An 18,444-nucleotide genomic window follows, 5' to 3' on the forward strand; every position below is an offset into this window, starting at 1 on the left:
GTTTTACAAATCGGAACATTTTTCCCCTATCATTTTTCCCGACTTCATTTGTCATTTTTTTCAGAATAAATCGCATCATTCGACTCATGTCTGATTCAACACGTGCCTCTCGGCTTATCCCCCGATGCTGGCCGCCGGAAGCCTTTACGGGACGATTCTATCAATTCATCAGCGGAGTCTAGTTTTATATTGCAGAATGAGAGAATGCTGGTTTATTATAACAATATAAGTTTTCATTATTTTCAAAAAGGGGGATTTATTGTGGGTTTAGGTAAGAAATTGTCTGTTGCTGTCGCCGCTTCCTTTATGAGTTTAACCATCAGTCTTCCGGGTGTTCAGGCAGCTGAGAATCCTCAGCTTAAAGAAAACCTGACGAACTTTGTGCCGAAGCATTCTTTGGTGCAATCTGAATTGCCTTCAGTCAGTGACAAAGCAATCAAGCAATACTTGAAACAAAACGGCAAAGTCTTCAAAGGCAACCCTTCTGAGAGACTGAAGCTGATTGACCACACGACCGATGATCTCGGCTACAAGCACTTCCGTTATGTGCCTGTCGTTAACGGTGTGCCTGTGAAAGACTCGCAAGTCATTATTCACGTCGATAAATCCAACAATGTCTATGCGATTAACGGTGAATTAAACAACGATGCTTCTGCCAAAACGGCAAACAGCAAAAAATTATCGGCAAATCAGGCGCTGGATCATGCATTTAAAGCAATCGGCAAATCACCTGAAGCCGTCTCTAACGGCAACGTTGCAAACAAAAACAAAGCCGAGCTGAAAGCAGCGGCCACAAAAGACGGTAAATACCGACTCGCCTATGATGTAACCATCCGCTACATCGAACCGGAACCAGCTAACTGGGAAGTAACCGTTGATGCGGAAACAGGGAAAGTCCTGAAAAAGCAAAACAAAGTGGAACATGCCGCTGCAACCGGAACAGGTACGACTCTTAAAGGAAAAACGGTCTCATTAAATATTTCTTCTGAAAACGGCAAATATGTAATGCGTGATCTTTCGAAGCCTACCGGAACACAAATTATTACGTACGATCTGCAAAACCGACAATATAACCTGCCGGGCACGCTCGTATCAAGCACTACAAACCAGTTCACAACTTCTTCTCAGCGCGCTGCGGTTGATGCGCATTACAATCTCGGCAAAGTGTATGATTATTTCTATCAGACGTTTAAACGCAACAGCTACGACAATAGAGGCGGCAAAATCGTATCTTCCGTTCATTACGGCAGCAGATACAATAACGCGGCCTGGATCGGCGACCAAATGATTTACGGTGACGGTGACGGCTCATTCTTCTCGCCTCTTTCCGGTTCAATGGACGTAACGGCCCATGAAATGACACACGGCGTTACACAGGAAACAGCCAACCTGAACTATGAAAATCAGCCGGGCGCTTTAAACGAATCCTTCTCTGATGTATTCGGGTACTTCACCGATACTGAGGACTGGGATATCGGTGAGGATATTACGGTCAGCCAGCCGGCTCTCCGCAGCTTATCCAATCCGACAAAATACGGACAGCCCGACCATTACAAAAATTATCAAAACCTTCCGAACACTGATGCCGGCGACTACGGCGGCGTGCATACAAACAGCGGAATTCCGAACAAAGCCGCTTACAACACGATTACAAAAATCGGCGTGAAAAAAGCGGAGCAGATTTACTATCGCGCACTGACGGTATATCTCACTCCGTCATCAAGCTTTAAAGATGCAAAAGCAGCTTTGATTCAATCAGCGCGGGACCTTTACGGCTCTCAAGACGCTGCAAGCGTAGAAGCGGCCTGGAATGCGGTCGGCTTGTAAACAAGAAAAGAGACCGGAGAAATCCGGTCTCTTTTTTATATCTGCAACATTTCACAATGGCTTCACCATGATCATATATGTCTTTTCCCGATCGTCTTTTTCAAGCTTAAGCTGTTCAAAGCCGCATTGGCTTAAAAACAAAACCCATTCCTGCCTGTCCAGGGGAACGGCTGAAAACATCGCTTTATGCTCTCCTCTCAGCCGGCCCGCAATCTCTTCAATGACCGCGCGTCCGATTCCTTTCTCTTTTGCCTCCGGAGCGACGGCCACGGTTCCGAGCCACGGTTTTCCGTTTGAAGGGGCCCATTCCAAATGAAAACTGACGGCGGCAGGAGCGCCGTCAATCTCCCATACGAGCCACGTTCCATTGTACATGGAGTATGCAAGCATAAACTCCGCCGCATTTTTTGTTCCGAACTCTTCCTTTTTCCACACCGGGTGCGATGCCGCCAGCTGCTCCAGAAACCCGAGATCTTCTTCTTCAAAATCTCTACCTGTCAGCATGTAAATAGTCGTCAAAGATAATTTTATGTATAGCCGGATTGCCCGCAAGCACGCTGTGGTTGTCTAAAAACGTGAACGGTTCGCCGTCTGTGGTCGTGTAAATGCCCCCGACTTCGTTCAGCAGCACGCAGCCGGCAGCGTAATCCCACGGCGCGAGCCTCATCGTAATGTATGCGTCAATGCGGCCGGCCGCAACACTGGCCAGCTCAAGTGCCGCCGAACCGTAGGAACGCGTTCCTCTGACCCGTTTTACGAGCGGCGCCAAAAATACTCGGGTCAATCCTTCTGTTTTCCGTCACCCATGTGGCATTGATTGCAATAATGGCTTCTTCAATGGAAGCTTCTTTTAAAGGAGCAAGCGGCGCATCGTTCAGATAAGCCCCTTTTCCGCTGAATGCGTGATACAGTTCGTCCTGCATCACATCATAAATTAAGCCGATTTTGCCTTTTCCGTCTTCAAAGATGCCGATGGAGATCGCGAAATGCCGCTTTTGATGGACAAAATTCATCGTCCCGTCAATCGGATCAATGATCCAGACGATTCCGTCAAGGGAGCGGAGTTTATCCCCCTGCCCTTCTTCTCCGAGAATCCGGTGTCCGGGAAAAGTTCCTTGTATACGGTCAATGAAAAAGCGCTCCGTCTCTTTATCAATATTTGTGACTAAATCATTCGGATTTGATTTTGTTTCAATCGTCAAGCTTTCCTGCATGGATTGTCTGATTCTCGTTCCGGCTTCTTTTACCCATTGTTTTGCGATATCATCAATTTCCGTCCAATTTGTCATACCGTGTACCTCTTTTCTATGTATAGCTTATTCTATAGCATACTGATAAAGGCGATGAAAAAGCAAGGAAAATGAAAAAAATGCCTTCTCACGTAAAAACGAACCATTTCCTGCGGTTCGTTTTTACTATTCTTTATCCGTTAAGCCGAATCCACTCTTTTCTGAGACGTTCCAGTTTTCTTTTGCTGAGATCGATTTGATCTTCATTCTCTTTTTGCATGGCCTCATACAGGGTTGCCAATTCATAATCAACCTCTAGTCTCCAGACAGCTACACGGTTATTTTTTTCCTCCCTGAATCCTTCCTTCACCACTTGCCTCATTGTCTTTCGCCCCTTCCAGAGATCATTTGTTAAAAAAGCATCCCATTTTTCCAATTTATTAATGATACTTCTTATATCGTATGGAAACTTATATTCGGCTGTAACAACATTCTTAAAATTGTGTGTTTACCTATTCGTTTTTTACCACCAATCCTCTCGTCTCAAACGTTCTCAATGTTTTTGCGGCCGGCGGCGGCTGTGGTAAAATATGAATACTTACGATAAGGAGGAAAAAGATGACTCAGATGCGTTTTACAAAAGAAGACTTCGATACATTTACAATAGAAGGTTTAGATCCGCGCATGGAGGTGTTAAAAGAACAAGTCCGTCCGAAGCTGACCTTGTTAGGAGAGCATTTCGCACCGACATTGTCAGCATTGACAGGAGATGAAATGTTTCCGCATGTCGCCAAGCACGCGAGAAGATCTGTCAACCCGCCGGCTGACAGCTGGGTTGCCTTTGCCAACAGCAAACGCGGGTATAAGAAACTCCCTCACTTTCAGATCGGATTATGGGACACCCATATGTTTGTATGGTTTGCCATCATTTATGAATCTCCGATAAAAGAGGAATACGGCAGATTGCTGGAAGCGAAGCAGGAGGAAATCACAAAACAGATTCCCGGTCATTTTGTATGGTCGCCGGATCATACGAAGCCAGGTGCGTACAAGCAGTCCGACATGGATCAGGAGCAGCTGAAAACATTATTTGAACGCCTGCAGACAGTGAAAAAAGCAGAGCTTTTATGCGGCATTCAGCTGCAAAAAGAAGACGTGATCAACATGAACAACAATGAATTCCTGCAAACCATTGAAGATGCTTTTAGGAAGCTTTCCTTTTTATACACACTGACTCAGAAAGTCTCATAACATAAAAAGCGGGCCGATTGCCGGCTCGCTTTTGTCTACATTTTGATAATCGCTTGATCTGATTGTTTCGCCTGTTTCACAGTCCGATACGGGGAATAGGTGCTGTCAGCTTCAAATTGGCTGCAGATTTTCTTTTCTTCCGCTTTCCCGGGAACGATTTCTTTAAAGCGGCGGTACGCATTCAGAAGTCTGTCTCGGTCAGCTCCTTTTTCATAGGCGTTTTCCACCTGCTGAAAAAAAGCAATGACGTCCACGGCCTCCTCTGTCGTCCAGTCCTCATTCATCGGATATTGATATTCCAAATGTCTTCACTCCTTTATCATCATGCTCAAAATAAGCATCTTCCATAGATCATAAATTGTTCTTTACTTTCTTTCAAGTTCATAATATAATTCATTTGTTTTACGTTTAAAAACGGGTAATAAAACTGAATGTAATACAAACTAATCCGTAGGTATTATGATAAAGGTGGGAAAACAATTGCCGCAACATGAAACACCCCTGTACAGCGGACTGAAAAAGCACGCGGACAGACAGCCTGTCCAATTCCACATTCCGGGCCATAAAAAAGGCGCGGGAATGGACCCGGAATTCAGACAATTTATCGGAGAAAACGCGTTAAGCATAGATTTAATTAATATCGAACCTCTGGATGATTTACATGCGCCAAAGGGCATCATTAAAGAAGCCCAGGATCTGGCCGCGGAAGCATTCGGCGCAGACCATACCTTCTTTTCCGTACAAGGGACGAGCGGCGCCATTATGACGATGGTCATGGCCGTATGCGGACCCGGAGATAAAATCATCATTCCGAGAAACGTTCATAAATCCATTATGTCGGCCATTGTATTTTCCGGAGCGGTGCCGATTTTTATACACCCGGAAATTGACGCTGAGCTCGGAATTTCTCACGGCATTACGCTTGAGTCCGCCGAGCGGGCTTTGACGGAGCACCCTGACGCAAAAGGCCTGCTTGTCATCAATCCGACGTACTTCGGTGTGGCAGCTGACTTGAGCAGCATTGTAAAGCTCGCGCATTCTTTCGATGTGCCTGTTCTTGTCGATGAAGCGCACGGCGTGCATATTCATTTTCATGATAAGCTTCCTCTGTCCGCCATGCAGGCGGGCGCTGATATGGCAGCCACAAGCGTGCACAAATTGGGAGGCTCCCTGACACAGAGCTCCATTTTAAATGTGAGAGAAGGCCTTGTTTCCAAAGAAAGAGTACAGTCAATTTTAAGCATGCTGACGACAACGTCAACATCCTATCTGCTTCTCGCTTCACTGGATGTCGCAAGAAAACGCCTCGCTACAGAAGGCCGCGATCTTCTTGAAGAAACGATTCTGCTGGCGGATCAGACACGGGAACGCCTCAATCAAATTGAAGGCATCCGCTGTGTCGGCGAAGAAATCACTGGGTCAAAAGCTGCCTTCAGTTATGATCCGACTAAATTAATCATTTCGGTCAAAAACCTCGGGCTGACGGGTCATGACGTTGAAAAATGGCTCCGCGAATCATTTAATATCGAAGTCGAGCTGTCCGATTTGTATAATATTTTATGTATTTTCACCCCCGGAGACAGAGCAGGAGATGCCGACCGTCTTGTAAGCGCGCTTACAGACATTTCAAAGCAGGCTTCTGCAAATGACTATGCTCATCAGCAAGCGGAAGTTCTGCTTCCTGAGATTCCTCTGTTAGCGATGACGCCAAGAGACGCTTTTTACGCAAATACGGAAGTCATTCCGTTAACAGAATCCGCGGGACGGATCATTGCAGAGTTTGTCATGGTGTACCCGCCGGGAATTCCGATCTTTATTCCGGGTGAGATCATTACTGAAGAAAATATCAGCTACATTTTTAAAAACTTGGACGCCGGCCTTCCTGTGCAGGGTCCCGAAGATGCAACGCTTGAAATGATCAGAGTCATCAAAGAGCAAAAAGCCATCCAATAAACATAAATAAGCCCGAAACGAAATCGTTTCGGGCCTTTTTTACGCTTTTTACTCTTCTTCAAGATGACACTGGCATTGTCCGCAGCATGTTCCGTATAACGTCGTGACCTTCTCATCCTCAAAGTAATGAATCGCTTCGTTACAGTCTTGGCAAACAATTGTACCCATCTGTCATTCCCCATTTCTCAGAATTTGAAAACGCTTAATTTTTACTTGTTGTTATTATATTATTATGTCACATTTAATATGTCAACCGATAAATTGTATAACACATTTATTTTTACGGTCTTTTTATAGCTCTAGGGTCAATCACGGTATATCCTTTATGACGCAATCCTTTTACAATGTCCGGCATGGCTTCAGCCGTCCATTTCCGGTCATGCATCAATATGTTGGCGCCGTCCCGCAGGTAAGGACTGCTCAGGGTGATATCGGTAAGCGCTTTTTTGGATTGATATTTCTGATCCCAATCATACCCGAAGGTCCAGTTCATTTTCACCATTCCTTCTTTTTTTATAAGTCTGTCACTGTAGTCCGTATTGCTTCCGAAAGGCGCCCTGAAAAATGCGGGTTTCTCTCCTATTACCTTTTCAACCGCTTTATTGACGCCAATGATTTCTTCCCGTTGTTTTTGTTCGGAAAGATCTTTTAAGTTTTGATGAGTCATTGTATGATTTCCGATCATAAAGCCTAACTCATGAATATGCTTAAGCGCTTTCTTATTTTCATCTTTTTTCAAAAAATGTCCGTTTACAAAAAAGATCGCTGACGCATTGAGATCATGCAGTTTGTCCGCAATCTCAGCGGCATGCTGATCAGGCGCGTCATCGATCGTTACCAATGCGATCGGTTTTTTTCTTTCTGTTCATCCATTTTTTCCACAGAAAAGGTTTTCGGATTGATATAGTAACGGGGCTCCGCCTTCTGTTTTTTCTCTTTTGTATGATGGTTTTCCCGTTTGGCATGATTGGCCGCGGCTTGAGAATAGGGTTTGTTTGTTTGCATCTTTTCATTTGATTGGCAGCCGGCGAGTAAGCACATACATATGACGGCTGCAGCGGCTTTATACATGACAATCCCTCCTGATATGGTTTTGCCCCCAGTATAACGAAAAAACAGCGCTCTCACGAATAACAATGTGCCTTTTTTACACATCGGCTGTACAAGTTGTCACACGTATTATTTCTTCATTAAAAACGGTTTCAATTATATAACAATTCAGTAACAAGCCTTAGGTTTTTCACCTCTCGTGATACACTTAATATAGTCCTTATAAATGGATGAACCAATATATTATATAAAACAGAGGAGTAAGATAGATGCGCTACCGTACGGTGATTCCCTTTTTTTGATGCTGTTCGTTCTGTCAAGCTGTTCGGTTTCTACTGTCATTCCATTCAAAAATAACCGGATCGACAGCATTCATCACACTCAAATCTTGTTTTTTTCCGATGAAAATCATATAGATAAAGAAGTTCCTTATTACGATGCGATTCTTGATTTAGAAAAGAAATATCCCCATCATGTCGATCAAATGAAGGTTTATGACAACAGAAAGGGATGGGAAGAGGAAATCAATACGTTCCCTGCGCTGATGGTGATCAATCATCGGCATGTGGTCATGAAGATTGAGGGATCCGTAAAGAAAAAAGAGGATATCATCAAACCTATGCAGCATGTGCTTGCACAATAAAAACAGCCCCCGCTTTTACAAACGGGGGCTGTTTCTTTGTTACATCATTATTTTACGATGTGGATCGGGCTTCCGATTGCTACTTCGGCAGCTTCCATAGTGATTTCGCCCAATGTCGGGTGAGCGTGAATTGTCATCGCGATATCTTCAGCAGTCATTCCGCCTTCGATCGCCAGGCTCAATTCAGAAATCATGTCAGAAGCGCTTGCGCCGGCAATTTGCGCACCGATTACAAGACCGTCTTCTTTACGGGTGATCAGCTTCATGAAGCCGTCAGTTTCGTTAAGAGACAGCGCACGTCCGTTTGCTGCAAACGGGAACTTAGCTGCAACGACTTCAATGCCTTCTTCTTTCGCCTGTGCTTCAGTGTAACCGACAGAAGCCAGTTCAGGCTCAGAGAATACAACCGCCGGAATACCGAGGTAATCGATTTCAGCCGGCTCTCCTGAAATAGCTTCCGCAGCGATTTTACCTTCGTAAGACGCTTTGTGAGCCAATGGAGGTCCGTCAATGATGTCACCGATTGCGTAAATGTTCGGTACGTTTGTGCGGCACTGCTTGTCTGTTTTAATGACACCGCGGTCAGTCATTTCGATACCGACTTGCTCAAGGCCGAGCTCATCAGTGTTCGGACGGCGTCCGACAGTGATTAATACGTAATCAGCATCAACCGTTTTTTCTTCGCCTTTTACTTCGAATGTAACTGTTACGCCGTCAGGTCTTTCCTCAACGCCTTTAGCCATGGCGCTTGTATGGATTTCAACGTTGCCTTTTTTCTTCAGTCTGCGGGTAACGAGGGAACTCATTTGTTTTTCGAAGCCAGGAAGAATTTCATCTCCGCCTTCTAAAATAACCAATTCAGTTCCGAAGTTCGCATACGCTGTTCCAAGCTCAGTACCGATATATCCGCCGCCGATAACAACGAGCTTTTTCGGAATTTCTTTAAGCGCAAGTGCGCCTGTAGAGTTCAGAACGCGTTCGCTATATTTGAAGTTTGGCAATTCGATAGGGCGAGAACCAGTAGCAATGATTGCGTTTTTAAATGTGTATGTTTGCGCAGAGTTCTCATCCATTACGCGGACAGAGTTGCTGTCTACGAAATAAGCTTCCCCTTTTACAACGTCCACTTTATTTCCTTTTAAAAGACCTGCAACACCGCCGGTAAGCTTATTTACAACAGAAGCTTTCCATTCTTGGACTTTTGTAAAGTCAACCGTTACGTTCTCAGCAGTGATTCCCATGTCATCTGAATGTTTTGCATTCTCGTAACGATGGCCTGCATTGATGAGCGCTTTTGAAGGAATACAGCCGACGTTCAGACAAACGCCTCCAAGCGTTGCTTTTTCAACGACTGTTACTTTTTGTCCAAGCTGAGCAGCGCGGATGGCAGCTACATAGCCGCCTGGTCCCGCACCAATCACAAGAGTATCTGTTTCAATAGGGAAATCTCCTACTACCATAACATTACGCCTCCATTAAAATAAGTTGTGGATCGTTCAGTAAACGCTTGATGTGGTTTAACGCATTTTGTGCAGTTGCTCCGTCAATCATACGGTGGTCAAAGCTGAGAGAAAGAGCTAAGACAGGAGCAGCTACAATTTCACCGTCACGGACGATCGCTTTTTCAGCAATACGGCCGATACCGAGAATCGCAACCTCTGGGTGGTTGATAACCGGTGTGAACCATTGGCCTCCGGCAGAACCGATATTTGTGATCGTGCAAGAAGCGCCTTTCATTTCCGCAGGTGCAAGCTTGCCTTCACGCGCTTTTGTAGCAAGGCTGTTGATTTCATCAGAGATTTCGAAAACGGCTTTACGGTCGGCATTTTTCACTACCGGCACAAGCAGGCCTTTTTCGGTATCCGCTGCAATTCCGATGTTGAAGTAATGTTTTTGGATCACTTCATCTGTTTTATCATCAATCGATGTGTTTAAAACAGGGAATTTTTTCAAAGCGGATGTTAATGCTTTGACGACGTAAGGCAGATAAGTCAGCTTGATGCCTTGATCAGCAGCAACTTGTTTGAACTGTTTGCGGTGAGCAACAAGATTTGTTACGTCAACTTCATCCATAAGAGTTACGTGCGGTGCAGTATGCTTAGAGTTCACCATTGCTTTCGCTATCGCTTTACGGATACCGCTCATTTTTTCGCGTGTTTCAGGGAATTCGCCTTCAGGAGCCTGAGCCGCTGCAGGTTTAGCTGTTTCCTGAGGTGCAGCTGTTTCTTGCGGTGCCGCTTCTTGAGCCGCTCCTCCATTTGCAAAGCTGTCGATATCTTCTTTTACAACACGTCCGTTATTGCCTGAACCTGTTACTTTACGGATATCCACGCCTTTTTCACGGGCATATTTGCGTACGGAAGGCATCGCGATCACGCGTTTGTTCGGATCAGCTTCCGCTTGGTCCTGCTGTCCTGCGCCGGTTTCTTTTGCAGGCTCTTTAGGAGTCTCTTCTTTAGAGATATCCTGCCCTGCTTCAGCAGACGACTGAACTTGAGCCTCAGTTTTCGCCTCTCCTGAATCATGGCTTCCTTTAAATTGAAGATCTTCGTAACCAGGTGCGTCAAACGTAATAATCGTTTGTCCAACAGTTGCAACTGTTCCCTCTTCAACTTTTAATTCTAATACTTTTCCTTTAACAGGTGAAGGAATTTCTACCACTGCTTTATCATTTTGCACTTCAGCCAGAACATCGTCTTCTTCTACCTCGTCGTTCGGCTTAACAAACCATTTTACGATTTCGCCTTCGTGGATACCTTCCCCGATATCCGGAAGTTTAAATTCAAATGCCACAGTTTTCGACCTCCTAGTTGATTAAGCAAATTTTAGTTATGCATACGCAAGCATTGAACCTAGTAAACAGACTCCTTCATCATAAGAGAAAAGGACTCTCTTTACCGTCTTTTATGATGCCTGATTAAAATTCAAGAACTTTTTTCGCAGTTTCAAGAACGTCTTTATGGTTTGGAAGCCATACGCTCTCAGCAAGCGAGAAAGGAAATACTGTATCAGGCGCCGCAACACGCAGAACCGGAGCTTCCAGGCTCAGAATCGCGCGGTCATTGATTTCAGCTACAACGTTGGCAGCGATGCCGGCTTGTTTTTGAGCTTCCTGCACGACAATTGCACGGCCTGTTTTTTCAACAGAAGCAATAATCGTATCAATATCAAGCGGGCTTACAGTGCGAAGGTCGATAACTTCAGCAGAAACGCCTTCTTTTTCAAGCTCTTCAGCAGCCTTAAGCGACTCATGAACCATCGCGCCGTATGTGATGATAGAAAGGTCAGTACCTTCGCGTTTCACATCAGCTTTGCCAAGCTCGATTGTGTATTCCTCCTCAGGAACTTCCTGACGGAAAGAACGGTAAAGTTTCATATGCTCTAAGAAAACAACCGGATCATTGTCTCTGATAGAGGCAATCAGCAGTCCTTTTGCATCGTAAGGAGTGGAAGGGATAACAACTTTAATACCCGGCTGCTGAGCGATAAGGCCTTCCAAACTGTCAGCGTGAAGTTCAGGTGTATGAACCCCTCCGCCGAATGGAGAACGGATTGTCACCGGAGAAGTCCAGCGTCCGCCGGAACGGTAGCGGAGACGAGCCATTTGTCCTGAGATTGAATCCATTACTTCATATACGAATCCGAAGAATTGGATTTCCATAACAGGACGGTAATCTTGCAGGCCTAAACCGAGAGCGAGACCGCCGATACCGGATTCAGCAAGCGGCGTGTCAAATACGCGGTCCTCACCGAATTCTTTTTGAAGGCCTTCAGTTGCACGGAATACGCCTCCGGCAACGCCTACATCTTCCCCGAAAAGCAGAACGTTTTCATTGTTTTTCAGTTCTGTGCGTAACGCATCAGTGATCGCTTGAATCATTGTCATTTGCGCCATGGCTTACTTCGACTCCTTCGCTTTGTAAATTTCAAGTTGTTCTTTCAAGTTGAACGTCGGCTCTTCAAACATATTCTCAATCAGCTCTGTTACTTTCGGTTTTGATTCGCCGTCAGCCTTTTTGATAGCTTGTTTGATTTCTTCTTTGGCCTGTTCAATCACTTTGTTCTCTTCTTCTTCAGACCATAGTCCTTTGTTTTCCAAGAACTTGCGGAAACGTACGAGCGGGTCTTTTTGCTCCCATTCATTTTCTATTTCTTTCGTACGGTATTTAGTCGGATCGTCACCGGACATTGTATGAGGTCCGTAACGGAATGTAAGAGTTTCAATCAGAGTCGGACCTTCACCGTTAATTGCGCGCTGGCGTGCTTCTGCGGTTGCAGCGTAAACGGCTAGTGCGTCCATTCCGTCTACTTGAACACCTGTAATACCGACAGCAACTGCTTTTTGGGCAATTGTCTGCGCGGATGATTGCTTTTCTACAGGAGTTGAAATCGCATAGCGGTTATTCTGAACAACGAAGATCGCTGGCGCTTTAAATGCTCCGGCAAAGTTCATTCCTTCATAGAAGTCACCTTGAGAAGCTCCGCCGTCACCAGTGTAAGTAATAGCTACCGCTTTTTTACCGCGCTTTTTAAGACCTAAAGCTACACCTGCGGTTTGAATAATTTGAGCACCAATAATAATTTGAGGTGATAAAGCGTTTACTCCCTCAGGCATCTGATTACCTTTAAAATGGCCTCTTGAGAACAGGAATGCCTGATGTAAAGGAAGCCCGTGCCAAATCAGCTGAGGAACGTCACGATAACCCGGAAGGATAAAGTCGTCCTGTTCAAGCGCGAAGTGTGATGCAATTTGAGAAGCTTCCTGGCCCGCTGTCGGTGCATAGAAACCTAAACGTCCTTGACGGGAAAGAGAAATTGAACGCTGGTCTAAAATGCGGATATACACCATTCTTCTCATTAATTCTTTTAACTGATCATCTGAAAGATCAGGCATTGCGTCTTTATTTACGACTTCTCCTTCAGCATTTAAAATTTGGAACGTTTCAAACTGCTTATTAATAGCATCAAATTGTTTTTTGCTATCAACAATTGAAGTTTTTGTCTTTGCAGCCATTTTTTAAACCACCTCTTCTTTTGATTTAACAGGGTTAGGATACCGTTTAGCCATCCGTATTAAAAACAGTCTTATCATGCTCTGCAATTCTAAAATTAATCATTCAGAAATCCACATAGCGCTTAAGCAAAGATAATGACGTTTAAACTGTACTAATAAAAAAAGATTTTTTATTAGTACAATATGATCAACAACCATAGTTTACAGTAATTAAACAAAGCCGTCAATTATTTATAACCTTATTTTGAAACCGCTTATAAAACTTAAGATCATACTGCGCCAAACTGTACTATAAAAGACTTTAAACTGTATTATAAAAAGGCTCTACTGTACTATAATTAAAAAAATTACAAAGAGTAAATTAAGTTATTTAACTTCGAGGGCGGGCTTTGAGAAGATGCCGCGGGATAAAAACGGGCAGTTAGCAATCGTCCCGCCTGCCGGACAGACGGGACGATGCTTTTGTCTAATTATTCAATACCCGCCCACACGATATTCAGCGGCGTCAGCACGGCATGAGGATGAAACTCGGAAATCGGAGTGAAAAATACATACGTAAAATCTTCGGCTGGATCAGAAAACATGCCGCACCAACCCATTCCAAGATGTGAGAAGGTGCCTTCTGTCATGAAATAATGGTCACCGGCCGGCCACAAATTAATGCCTAAACCAAAGCCGCCTTCCTCTCTGGGCGCTCCGAAGAAGTAAAAGGAAGACCGGGCTTTATTTGATTTCTCAGCATGGCCTCGACTGTTTTTCTTCCAAGCAGCTTCTTATCTTTCAATCTGCCTTTATTTCTAAACATTTCAGCCAACTTCCAAATATCTTCCAACGAAGAGTGCAGACCGCTTGTCGCTTTATTCGGAAAATACGGGTGATGACTTTTTTCCAGCTGTACGCACTCGTGTTCATTGATCACACAAACTTCTTCTTTTAACGCATCAGGCACATAAAAAAACGTTCTTTCTAATCCGAGCGCTTCAATAATATGCTTTGTTACATACTGTTCGTAGGACACGCCTGTTACTTTTGAAATAATGATGCCAAGTATAACAAAGCCGGTTCTGGAATAGTTCCATGCTTCATCCACTCCGTACTCTAAAGGCGTACTGATCAGATAGTTTATCCATTCTTCCTCATTCGTTAAGTCAATGCCTTCAGCCTTTTGAATATCCAGCTCAAAACTTAATCCCGCCGTATGAGTCAAAAGGTGTAAAATTTTAATGTCTCCGAAACCCGGTTTATCAAACGCAGGCAAAATGAGCTTGACCGGCATTTTCAAATCGAGCAGACCTTTTTCGACGAGCTGCATGACGGCTACAGCGGTAAACACTTTTGTCAAAGAACCGATTTCTCTGATTGTATCAAGCTGAAATGTTTGCTTTTCTTTTTGTCCGCCGGTAAATTCCCCTAACGACTCAGCTGCAAAAACCTCGCCTCCTCTTGACATCATATAACTCGCACATTGCAGATCTCCATTGTCTATCATCGTCTGATAATGGCTGTTAAGAGCGTTAATTTGTTTCATATCAAATGCCGGATTGCTTATTGTCTGTTTCATTGTTTTCTCCCCCTGTACTGTATGTATCGTTTTCATCCCTTACTTACTGATTTCTTGATGAATTCTGACACCGCTTTATTAAATTCTTCCGGATGTGTGATGTTCGGAAGATGCCCCGCTCCCTTAATTTTCTTTAATTCTGCATTGCTCAGCAGTTTTTGCAGCCTTTTTGTTTCTTTCTGATCAACTACGCTTTCCTTCTCACCCGTAAGGATAAGCGTTCTTGTATGAATGTCTTTTAAAAAGCCGATCGTAGAATAGCCTTCTTGTTGATGTATCTTCATAAAACGTTCAATAGAAGCATTTAAGAATTGATTACTGTATAAACTTTCATATTCATGCGATTTTCCTATAGCTATAAAATCATTTTTCAGTTTTTCCTCGACACTGCTTTCAGGGTCTTCTTCGTATTCGGTGTAACTTCCGGAAAGAATGAGTGTTTTTACTTTTTCAGGGTATTCATAGGCTATCCTCTGCCCTATCATGCCTCCCCAAGAAGCTGCCGCAATGTGGATCGGCCAAGCAACCCCTATCTCGTTCAGCACTTCGATAAAAGTCTGAGCCAGCCCGCTCAATGTAAAATCGGCGCTCCCCTCACTCAGCCCGTAACCCGGTGTGTGGATGACAATTACATTAAATTGGTCTGCCCACTCCTTCATTTGTTCTTTCCACATGTAAGCAGTGGTAGCAAAACCGCAAATCAGTAAAATTGTTTCACCCTTACCGCTCATCAATATTTCCATATGCCGGGCATTTTCTGTGTTTGCCAGAAAATGAACGGTTTCCGTTTCTTCTGTCTGGTAAAAAGCGATGAGTTTTTTTGCGGCATCGCTTTGATCGTGCTGAAGGGCTCCTTTCTTCAGTCTGCTCCAATAATGCAAATAATCGTCGAGATGACGATTGGAAGCTGTGCCGAGTATTCGGAATGGACTTTCAGCTTCTTCTTCCGTAACGATTGACGAAGCATCAAAATCGGCTGCAATCGCTGAATCTCTTACTAGAGGCGGTGCTGAACGGGCGGATAACGGATTGAAATCATTTTGTATTTTTCTTTTTCTCCGTATAACACGATCAGCTGGTGGCCTTGGCCGAGAAGCGAGTGTTCAAAAGCTTTGATTCCGGCAGTATTTTCTAATGGGTGAAGTCCGTACTCGGTTTTCATAATGTCTTGAATGCCGGGATCAACTGACATGCCTCCGTCCTTCCAGAAAGGCCAATTTACAGCGATGGTTTTTCCTGATCTCCCCCCCTCCTTTCTCATACATTCCCTCCACTCGGCAAAATGCTCCAGAAAACGATTGGCGTAGGCGTAATCGGCTTGACCCAGACTTCCGATTTCTGATGAGATGGAAGAAAACAAAACAAAAAAGTCCAAAGGCATATTTCTGAGCGCTTCATCCAAATGAATCACACCATTGACCTTTGATTGCAGCACCGCCTGAGCTTCTGCGTCTGTTTTATTCATAATGAAAGAGTCTTTCAACACGCCTGCACTGTAAATGACCCCGTTGATTTCGGAATAATCAGCATGAATTTTTTCCGCTAACTTGATGACCTGCTGTTTATCTGACATGTCAGCCTGGATGTAAGAAATGCTTGCCCCGTCATATCGGATGCTGTCTAATTTTTCTTCCATTTCTGCTGTCATTTTCGATCGTCCGGCAATGATAACGCTGGCTCCGTGATTTGCATAAATAAACGCTGAAATAATCCAGCCGATGCCGCTTAACCCTCCGATGATGAGATACACTCCGTTTTTTACAAACTTTGCGGCCTTTTGCCCTGGTTGCAGCGAAGCATCTTTGTATGCTGTCACCCGCCTTTTTTGATCGCCGTCATATTTCACAGTCTCATGATGTCCGACACTTAATTCATTGAGAAGCAAAGGTGCTTTTTCAATGGTTTGTCTTGAAGAAATCTCAACCGTTTTACACTTTATATTCGGCTGCTCCGCATTCAGCGTTTTAAAAAAGCCTCCAATCGCGGCGTAAACCGGATTTGTATATTGATCCTTGTCATGTACGTACAAAATGTTGATGTTATCTTTTATTTTTTGACGGATCAACGCTTTGCTTAAATAAAGGATTGAATAAAAACTGTGAGTCAAATCTAACGCTGCCTCAGTATAAGCTTTTTTTGACAGGTAATGAATGATTGACACCGGAAACGCTCCGGACTTTTTCATATCATCTAACAGTCTGGTGTAATGAGCAGACTGCTCCGGATTAAATTTATAATGCTTTTCATTTACCATTTCATATTCAGCGGCGGCTTCCGCATAAATAACATTTTCACTGCCGATGTACTTTCGGATTTCATCACTCAATGAACTGTCGAAATCGAAAATCAATGTATTTTCCTTAGGCACTTCTCCGGATTTTAATGGCGATTCAATCCATTCTTTTTGTAAATACAAGGAATCAAGCACCGGCTTTTCAGACGGCTCTTTCGTTTGCGTTTTTTCTTTAACAGCTGCGGCCGGCGTAATACGCACATCATATTTTTCTTCTAAATAAGCTGCTAAATCATGAATATTGTTATAATCAAAAAGCAATGTCGGATACAATTGTGTATCCAATCTTTCCTCGAGCATTTTCGATATATGCAGCAGCTGTTTTGAGTCAAGACCCAGTTCGTAAAAAGATTGGTGTTTGTCCGCGTTATTTGGCGGTGTGTTTGTAACATCTCCAATAATGGATGACAGCTCATCTGTCAATGTTTTATGACTGTCTTGGTGCTGAACTGTATCAGAGATAGAGTCTGTAACGCGAGCTCCGTATTTCTCCTGCAGATATTCCGTCAATTCACCGATTGTGGAGTAATCAAATAATAAAGTCGGGTACAGCTTTGTATCTAACATCAGTTCTAATTTTTTGGATAAGTCTAATAATTGTTTAGAATCCAAGCCCATCTCGTAAAAGGAAATATCATTCTTCACTGTTTCAGCAGGTTTTTCAATCATGCCGGCTATCTCTTGGATCAAATTATTTCTGATCATTTCTTTATTGTTCGTTACGCTGCCGACCTCTTTAGCTTTATGGGAATGCTCCAGCCTTTGTATTGATTTTTCATTTCTGACTCTTTTCACACCGAATCGCTCATAATAAAAAGCAAGCTCTCCATCAGGCCTGTATACTTCTATGTCCGCATATAAAATGTCTTTAGAAGGCGGCTGCGTTATACTGTTTTTATCAATATACACAAAACAAGATCCGGTTGTTTTATGCAGTGCCCGGAATGTCTCAATATATATAGGAATAAACGCATTTGTTCCTTCATCCGGCAAGTCTGATGTAAGGATTCCCAACAGGCTGAGAGATCCATCCAAAAATGCGGGATGCATGTAAAAGTCATCTGTATATTCTTTTGAAAGTCCGCTTAAACTGACCTCTCCCAGAATATAATTTTCACCTTCATATACCGTACCTTCCAATTTCATAAAATCTTTATGAATCAGGCCGCCCCTGCGCAAATTACGATAGGCGGCTTCAGCATCCGAAGTCCGGACGGCCCCTTTCTTTAATGCTTCGATTGAAATTGTCTTTTCGTTTATCGCATTTTTTCTTATGATTTCCGCCTGCAAGTTGACTGACGCTTCACCTTCCGCCTTTTCAGCGACCCATTTCCTGCTTGTTGTTTCAACAAGCCAGCCGTTTTCTTGTTCCGTAAACTGGAAGGTGACTTTCTTATCAAAATGGACTGACGTGGCAACAGGTTCACGGAATAAAACATGTTTGATTTCAAAACTTCGGGGTGATATCCCTTTATCAGCTAAAAATCGTGTTATTAAATCCAGATACGTTACGCCGGGTATCGTACGCACTTGATGAAGGACATGGTCTGAAACAATATAATCGTCATGTTTGACTAATACGCTGAACCTCATGCAACTCGACAACCTTTCTTCTTTTACAAA

11 protein-coding genes and 5 pseudogenes are annotated in these 18,444 nt (G+C 43.8%); 4 read left to right on the forward strand and 12 right to left on the reverse strand.

The annotated features are described in order from the left end of the window. Nucleotides 1-261 precede the first annotated feature (261 nt). The gene (locus D368_RS05165; RefSeq protein ID WP_003154510.1) at nt 262-1,827 is read left to right on the forward strand and encodes a M4 family metallopeptidase; all 1,566 of its coding nucleotides are present in this window, start codon (nt 262-264) and stop codon (nt 1,825-1,827) included. 51 nt (nt 1,828-1,878) lie between these two features. Here D368_RS05165 and D368_RS05170 read toward each other — a convergent pair whose 3' ends face one another. The 3 genes and pseudogenes from D368_RS05170 to D368_RS05185 form a co-directional block, all read right to left on the reverse strand. After that, the gene (locus D368_RS05170; RefSeq protein WP_128574608.1) at nt 1,879-2,331 is read right to left on the reverse strand and encodes a GNAT family N-acetyltransferase; all 453 of its coding nucleotides are present in this window, start codon (nt 2,329-2,331) and stop codon (nt 1,879-1,881) included. Further along, nucleotides 2,318-3,053 (reverse strand): annotated as a pseudogene (gene suhB / locus D368_RS05175) (inositol-1-monophosphatase). Before suhB ends, D368_RS05170 begins: the two are co-directional and overlap by 14 nt. A gap of 196 nt (nt 3,054-3,249) precedes the next feature. Further along, nucleotides 3,250-3,438 (reverse strand): hypothetical protein, encoded by a 189-nt coding sequence (locus tag D368_RS05185; protein WP_003154513.1) that lies wholly within the window; start codon nt 3,436-3,438, stop codon nt 3,250-3,252. Between the two features lie 236 nt (nt 3,439-3,674). On the opposite strand from D368_RS05185, the gene D368_RS05190 reads away from it, so the two are divergent. Then, nucleotides 3,675-4,307 (forward strand): DUF1054 domain-containing protein, encoded by a 633-nt coding sequence (locus tag D368_RS05190; protein ID WP_014470447.1) that lies wholly within the window; start codon nt 3,675-3,677, stop codon nt 4,305-4,307. A gap of 35 nt (nt 4,308-4,342) precedes the next feature. Here D368_RS05190 and D368_RS05195 read toward each other — a convergent pair whose 3' ends face one another. Then, nucleotides 4,343-4,609, reverse strand: a complete 267-nt coding sequence (locus D368_RS05195; RefSeq protein ID WP_007409667.1) for a UPF0223 family protein — start codon at nt 4,607-4,609, stop codon at nt 4,343-4,345. A gap of 178 nt (nt 4,610-4,787) precedes the next feature. On the opposite strand from D368_RS05195, the gene D368_RS05200 reads away from it, so the two are divergent. Then, nucleotides 4,788-6,260: an aminotransferase class I/II-fold pyridoxal phosphate-dependent enzyme gene (locus tag D368_RS05200; RefSeq protein ID WP_128574609.1), complete on the forward strand. Its 1,473-nt coding sequence runs from the start codon at nt 4,788-4,790 to the stop codon at nt 6,258-6,260. A gap of 48 nt (nt 6,261-6,308) precedes the next feature. On the opposite strand, the gene D368_RS05205 is transcribed toward D368_RS05200, so the two are convergent. Together D368_RS05205 and D368_RS05210 are read right to left on the reverse strand one after the other, a co-directional pair. Beyond that, the gene (locus D368_RS05205) at nt 6,309-6,428 is read right to left on the reverse strand and encodes a GapA-binding peptide SR1P (RefSeq protein WP_003154518.1); all 120 of its coding nucleotides are present in this window, start codon (nt 6,426-6,428) and stop codon (nt 6,309-6,311) included. Nucleotides 6,429-6,540: 112 nt separating this feature from the next. Further along, nucleotides 6,541-7,331: pseudogene (locus D368_RS05210) on the reverse strand (polysaccharide deacetylase family protein). 248 nt (nt 7,332-7,579) lie between these two features. On the opposite strand from D368_RS05210, the pseudogene D368_RS05215 reads away from it, so the two are divergent. Further along, nucleotides 7,580-7,953 (forward strand): annotated as a pseudogene (locus D368_RS05215) (hypothetical protein). Between the two features lie 47 nt (nt 7,954-8,000). Here D368_RS05215 and lpdA read toward each other — a convergent pair. The 6 genes and pseudogenes from lpdA to D368_RS05245 all read right to left on the reverse strand — a co-directional run bounded on the left by lpdA (nt 8,001) and on the right by D368_RS05245 (nt 18,414). Continuing rightward, on the reverse strand, nt 8,001-9,413 hold the full coding sequence (lpdA, locus tag D368_RS05220) for a dihydrolipoyl dehydrogenase (RefSeq protein WP_033574600.1): 1,413 nt from the start codon (nt 9,411-9,413) through the stop codon (nt 8,001-8,003). 4 nt (nt 9,414-9,417) lie between these two features. After that, complete coding sequence (gene pdhC / locus D368_RS05225; RefSeq protein ID WP_003154526.1) at nt 9,418-10,746, reverse strand: pyruvate dehydrogenase complex dihydrolipoyllysine-residue acetyltransferase; 1,329 nt, start codon at nt 10,744-10,746, stop codon at nt 9,418-9,420. A 124-nt stretch (nt 10,747-10,870) separates the two neighbouring features. Further along, the gene (pdhB, locus tag D368_RS05230) at nt 10,871-11,848 is read right to left on the reverse strand and encodes a pyruvate dehydrogenase complex E1 component subunit beta (protein WP_003154528.1); all 978 of its coding nucleotides are present in this window, start codon (nt 11,846-11,848) and stop codon (nt 10,871-10,873) included. A gap of 3 nt (nt 11,849-11,851) precedes the next feature. Beyond that, complete coding sequence (gene pdhA / locus D368_RS05235; RefSeq protein WP_003154530.1) at nt 11,852-12,967, reverse strand: pyruvate dehydrogenase (acetyl-transferring) E1 component subunit alpha; 1,116 nt, start codon at nt 12,965-12,967, stop codon at nt 11,852-11,854. 470 nt (nt 12,968-13,437) lie between these two features. After that, nucleotides 13,438-14,528 (reverse strand): annotated as a pseudogene (locus tag D368_RS05240) (serine hydrolase domain-containing protein). 32 nt (nt 14,529-14,560) lie between these two features. Further along, nucleotides 14,561-18,414: pseudogene (locus D368_RS05245) on the reverse strand (alpha/beta fold hydrolase). Nucleotides 18,415-18,444 lie beyond the last annotated feature (30 nt).

This window comes from Paenibacillus lentimorbus NRRL B-30488, assembly GCF_000411595.1.
Taxonomy (GTDB): domain Bacteria; phylum Bacillota; class Bacilli; order Bacillales; family Bacillaceae; genus Bacillus; species Bacillus velezensis.

What these genes read in the sequence shown, in the direction of transcription:
- D368_RS05170 (WP_128574608.1), bottom strand. Translation starts at nt 2,331, where the DNA reads ATGCTGACAGGTAGAGATTTTGAAGAAGAAGATCTCGGGTTTCTGGAG.
- D368_RS05185 (WP_003154513.1), bottom strand. Translation starts at nt 3,438, where the DNA reads ATGAGGCAAGTGGTGAAGGAAGGATTCAGGGAGGAAAAAAATAACCGT.
- D368_RS05190 (WP_014470447.1), top strand. Translation starts at nt 3,675, where the DNA reads ATGACTCAGATGCGTTTTACAAAAGAAGACTTCGATACATTTACAATA.
- D368_RS05205 (WP_003154518.1), bottom strand. Translation starts at nt 6,428, where the DNA reads ATGGGTACAATTGTTTGCCAAGACTGTAACGAAGCGATTCATTACTTT.
- lpdA (WP_033574600.1), bottom strand. Translation starts at nt 9,413, where the DNA reads ATGGTAGTAGGAGATTTCCCTATTGAAACAGATACTCTTGTGATTGGT.
- pdhB (WP_003154528.1), bottom strand. Translation starts at nt 11,848, where the DNA reads ATGGCGCAAATGACAATGATTCAAGCGATCACTGATGCGTTACGCACA.
- pdhA (WP_003154530.1), bottom strand. Translation starts at nt 12,967, where the DNA reads ATGGCTGCAAAGACAAAAACTTCAATTGTTGATAGCAAAAAACAATTT.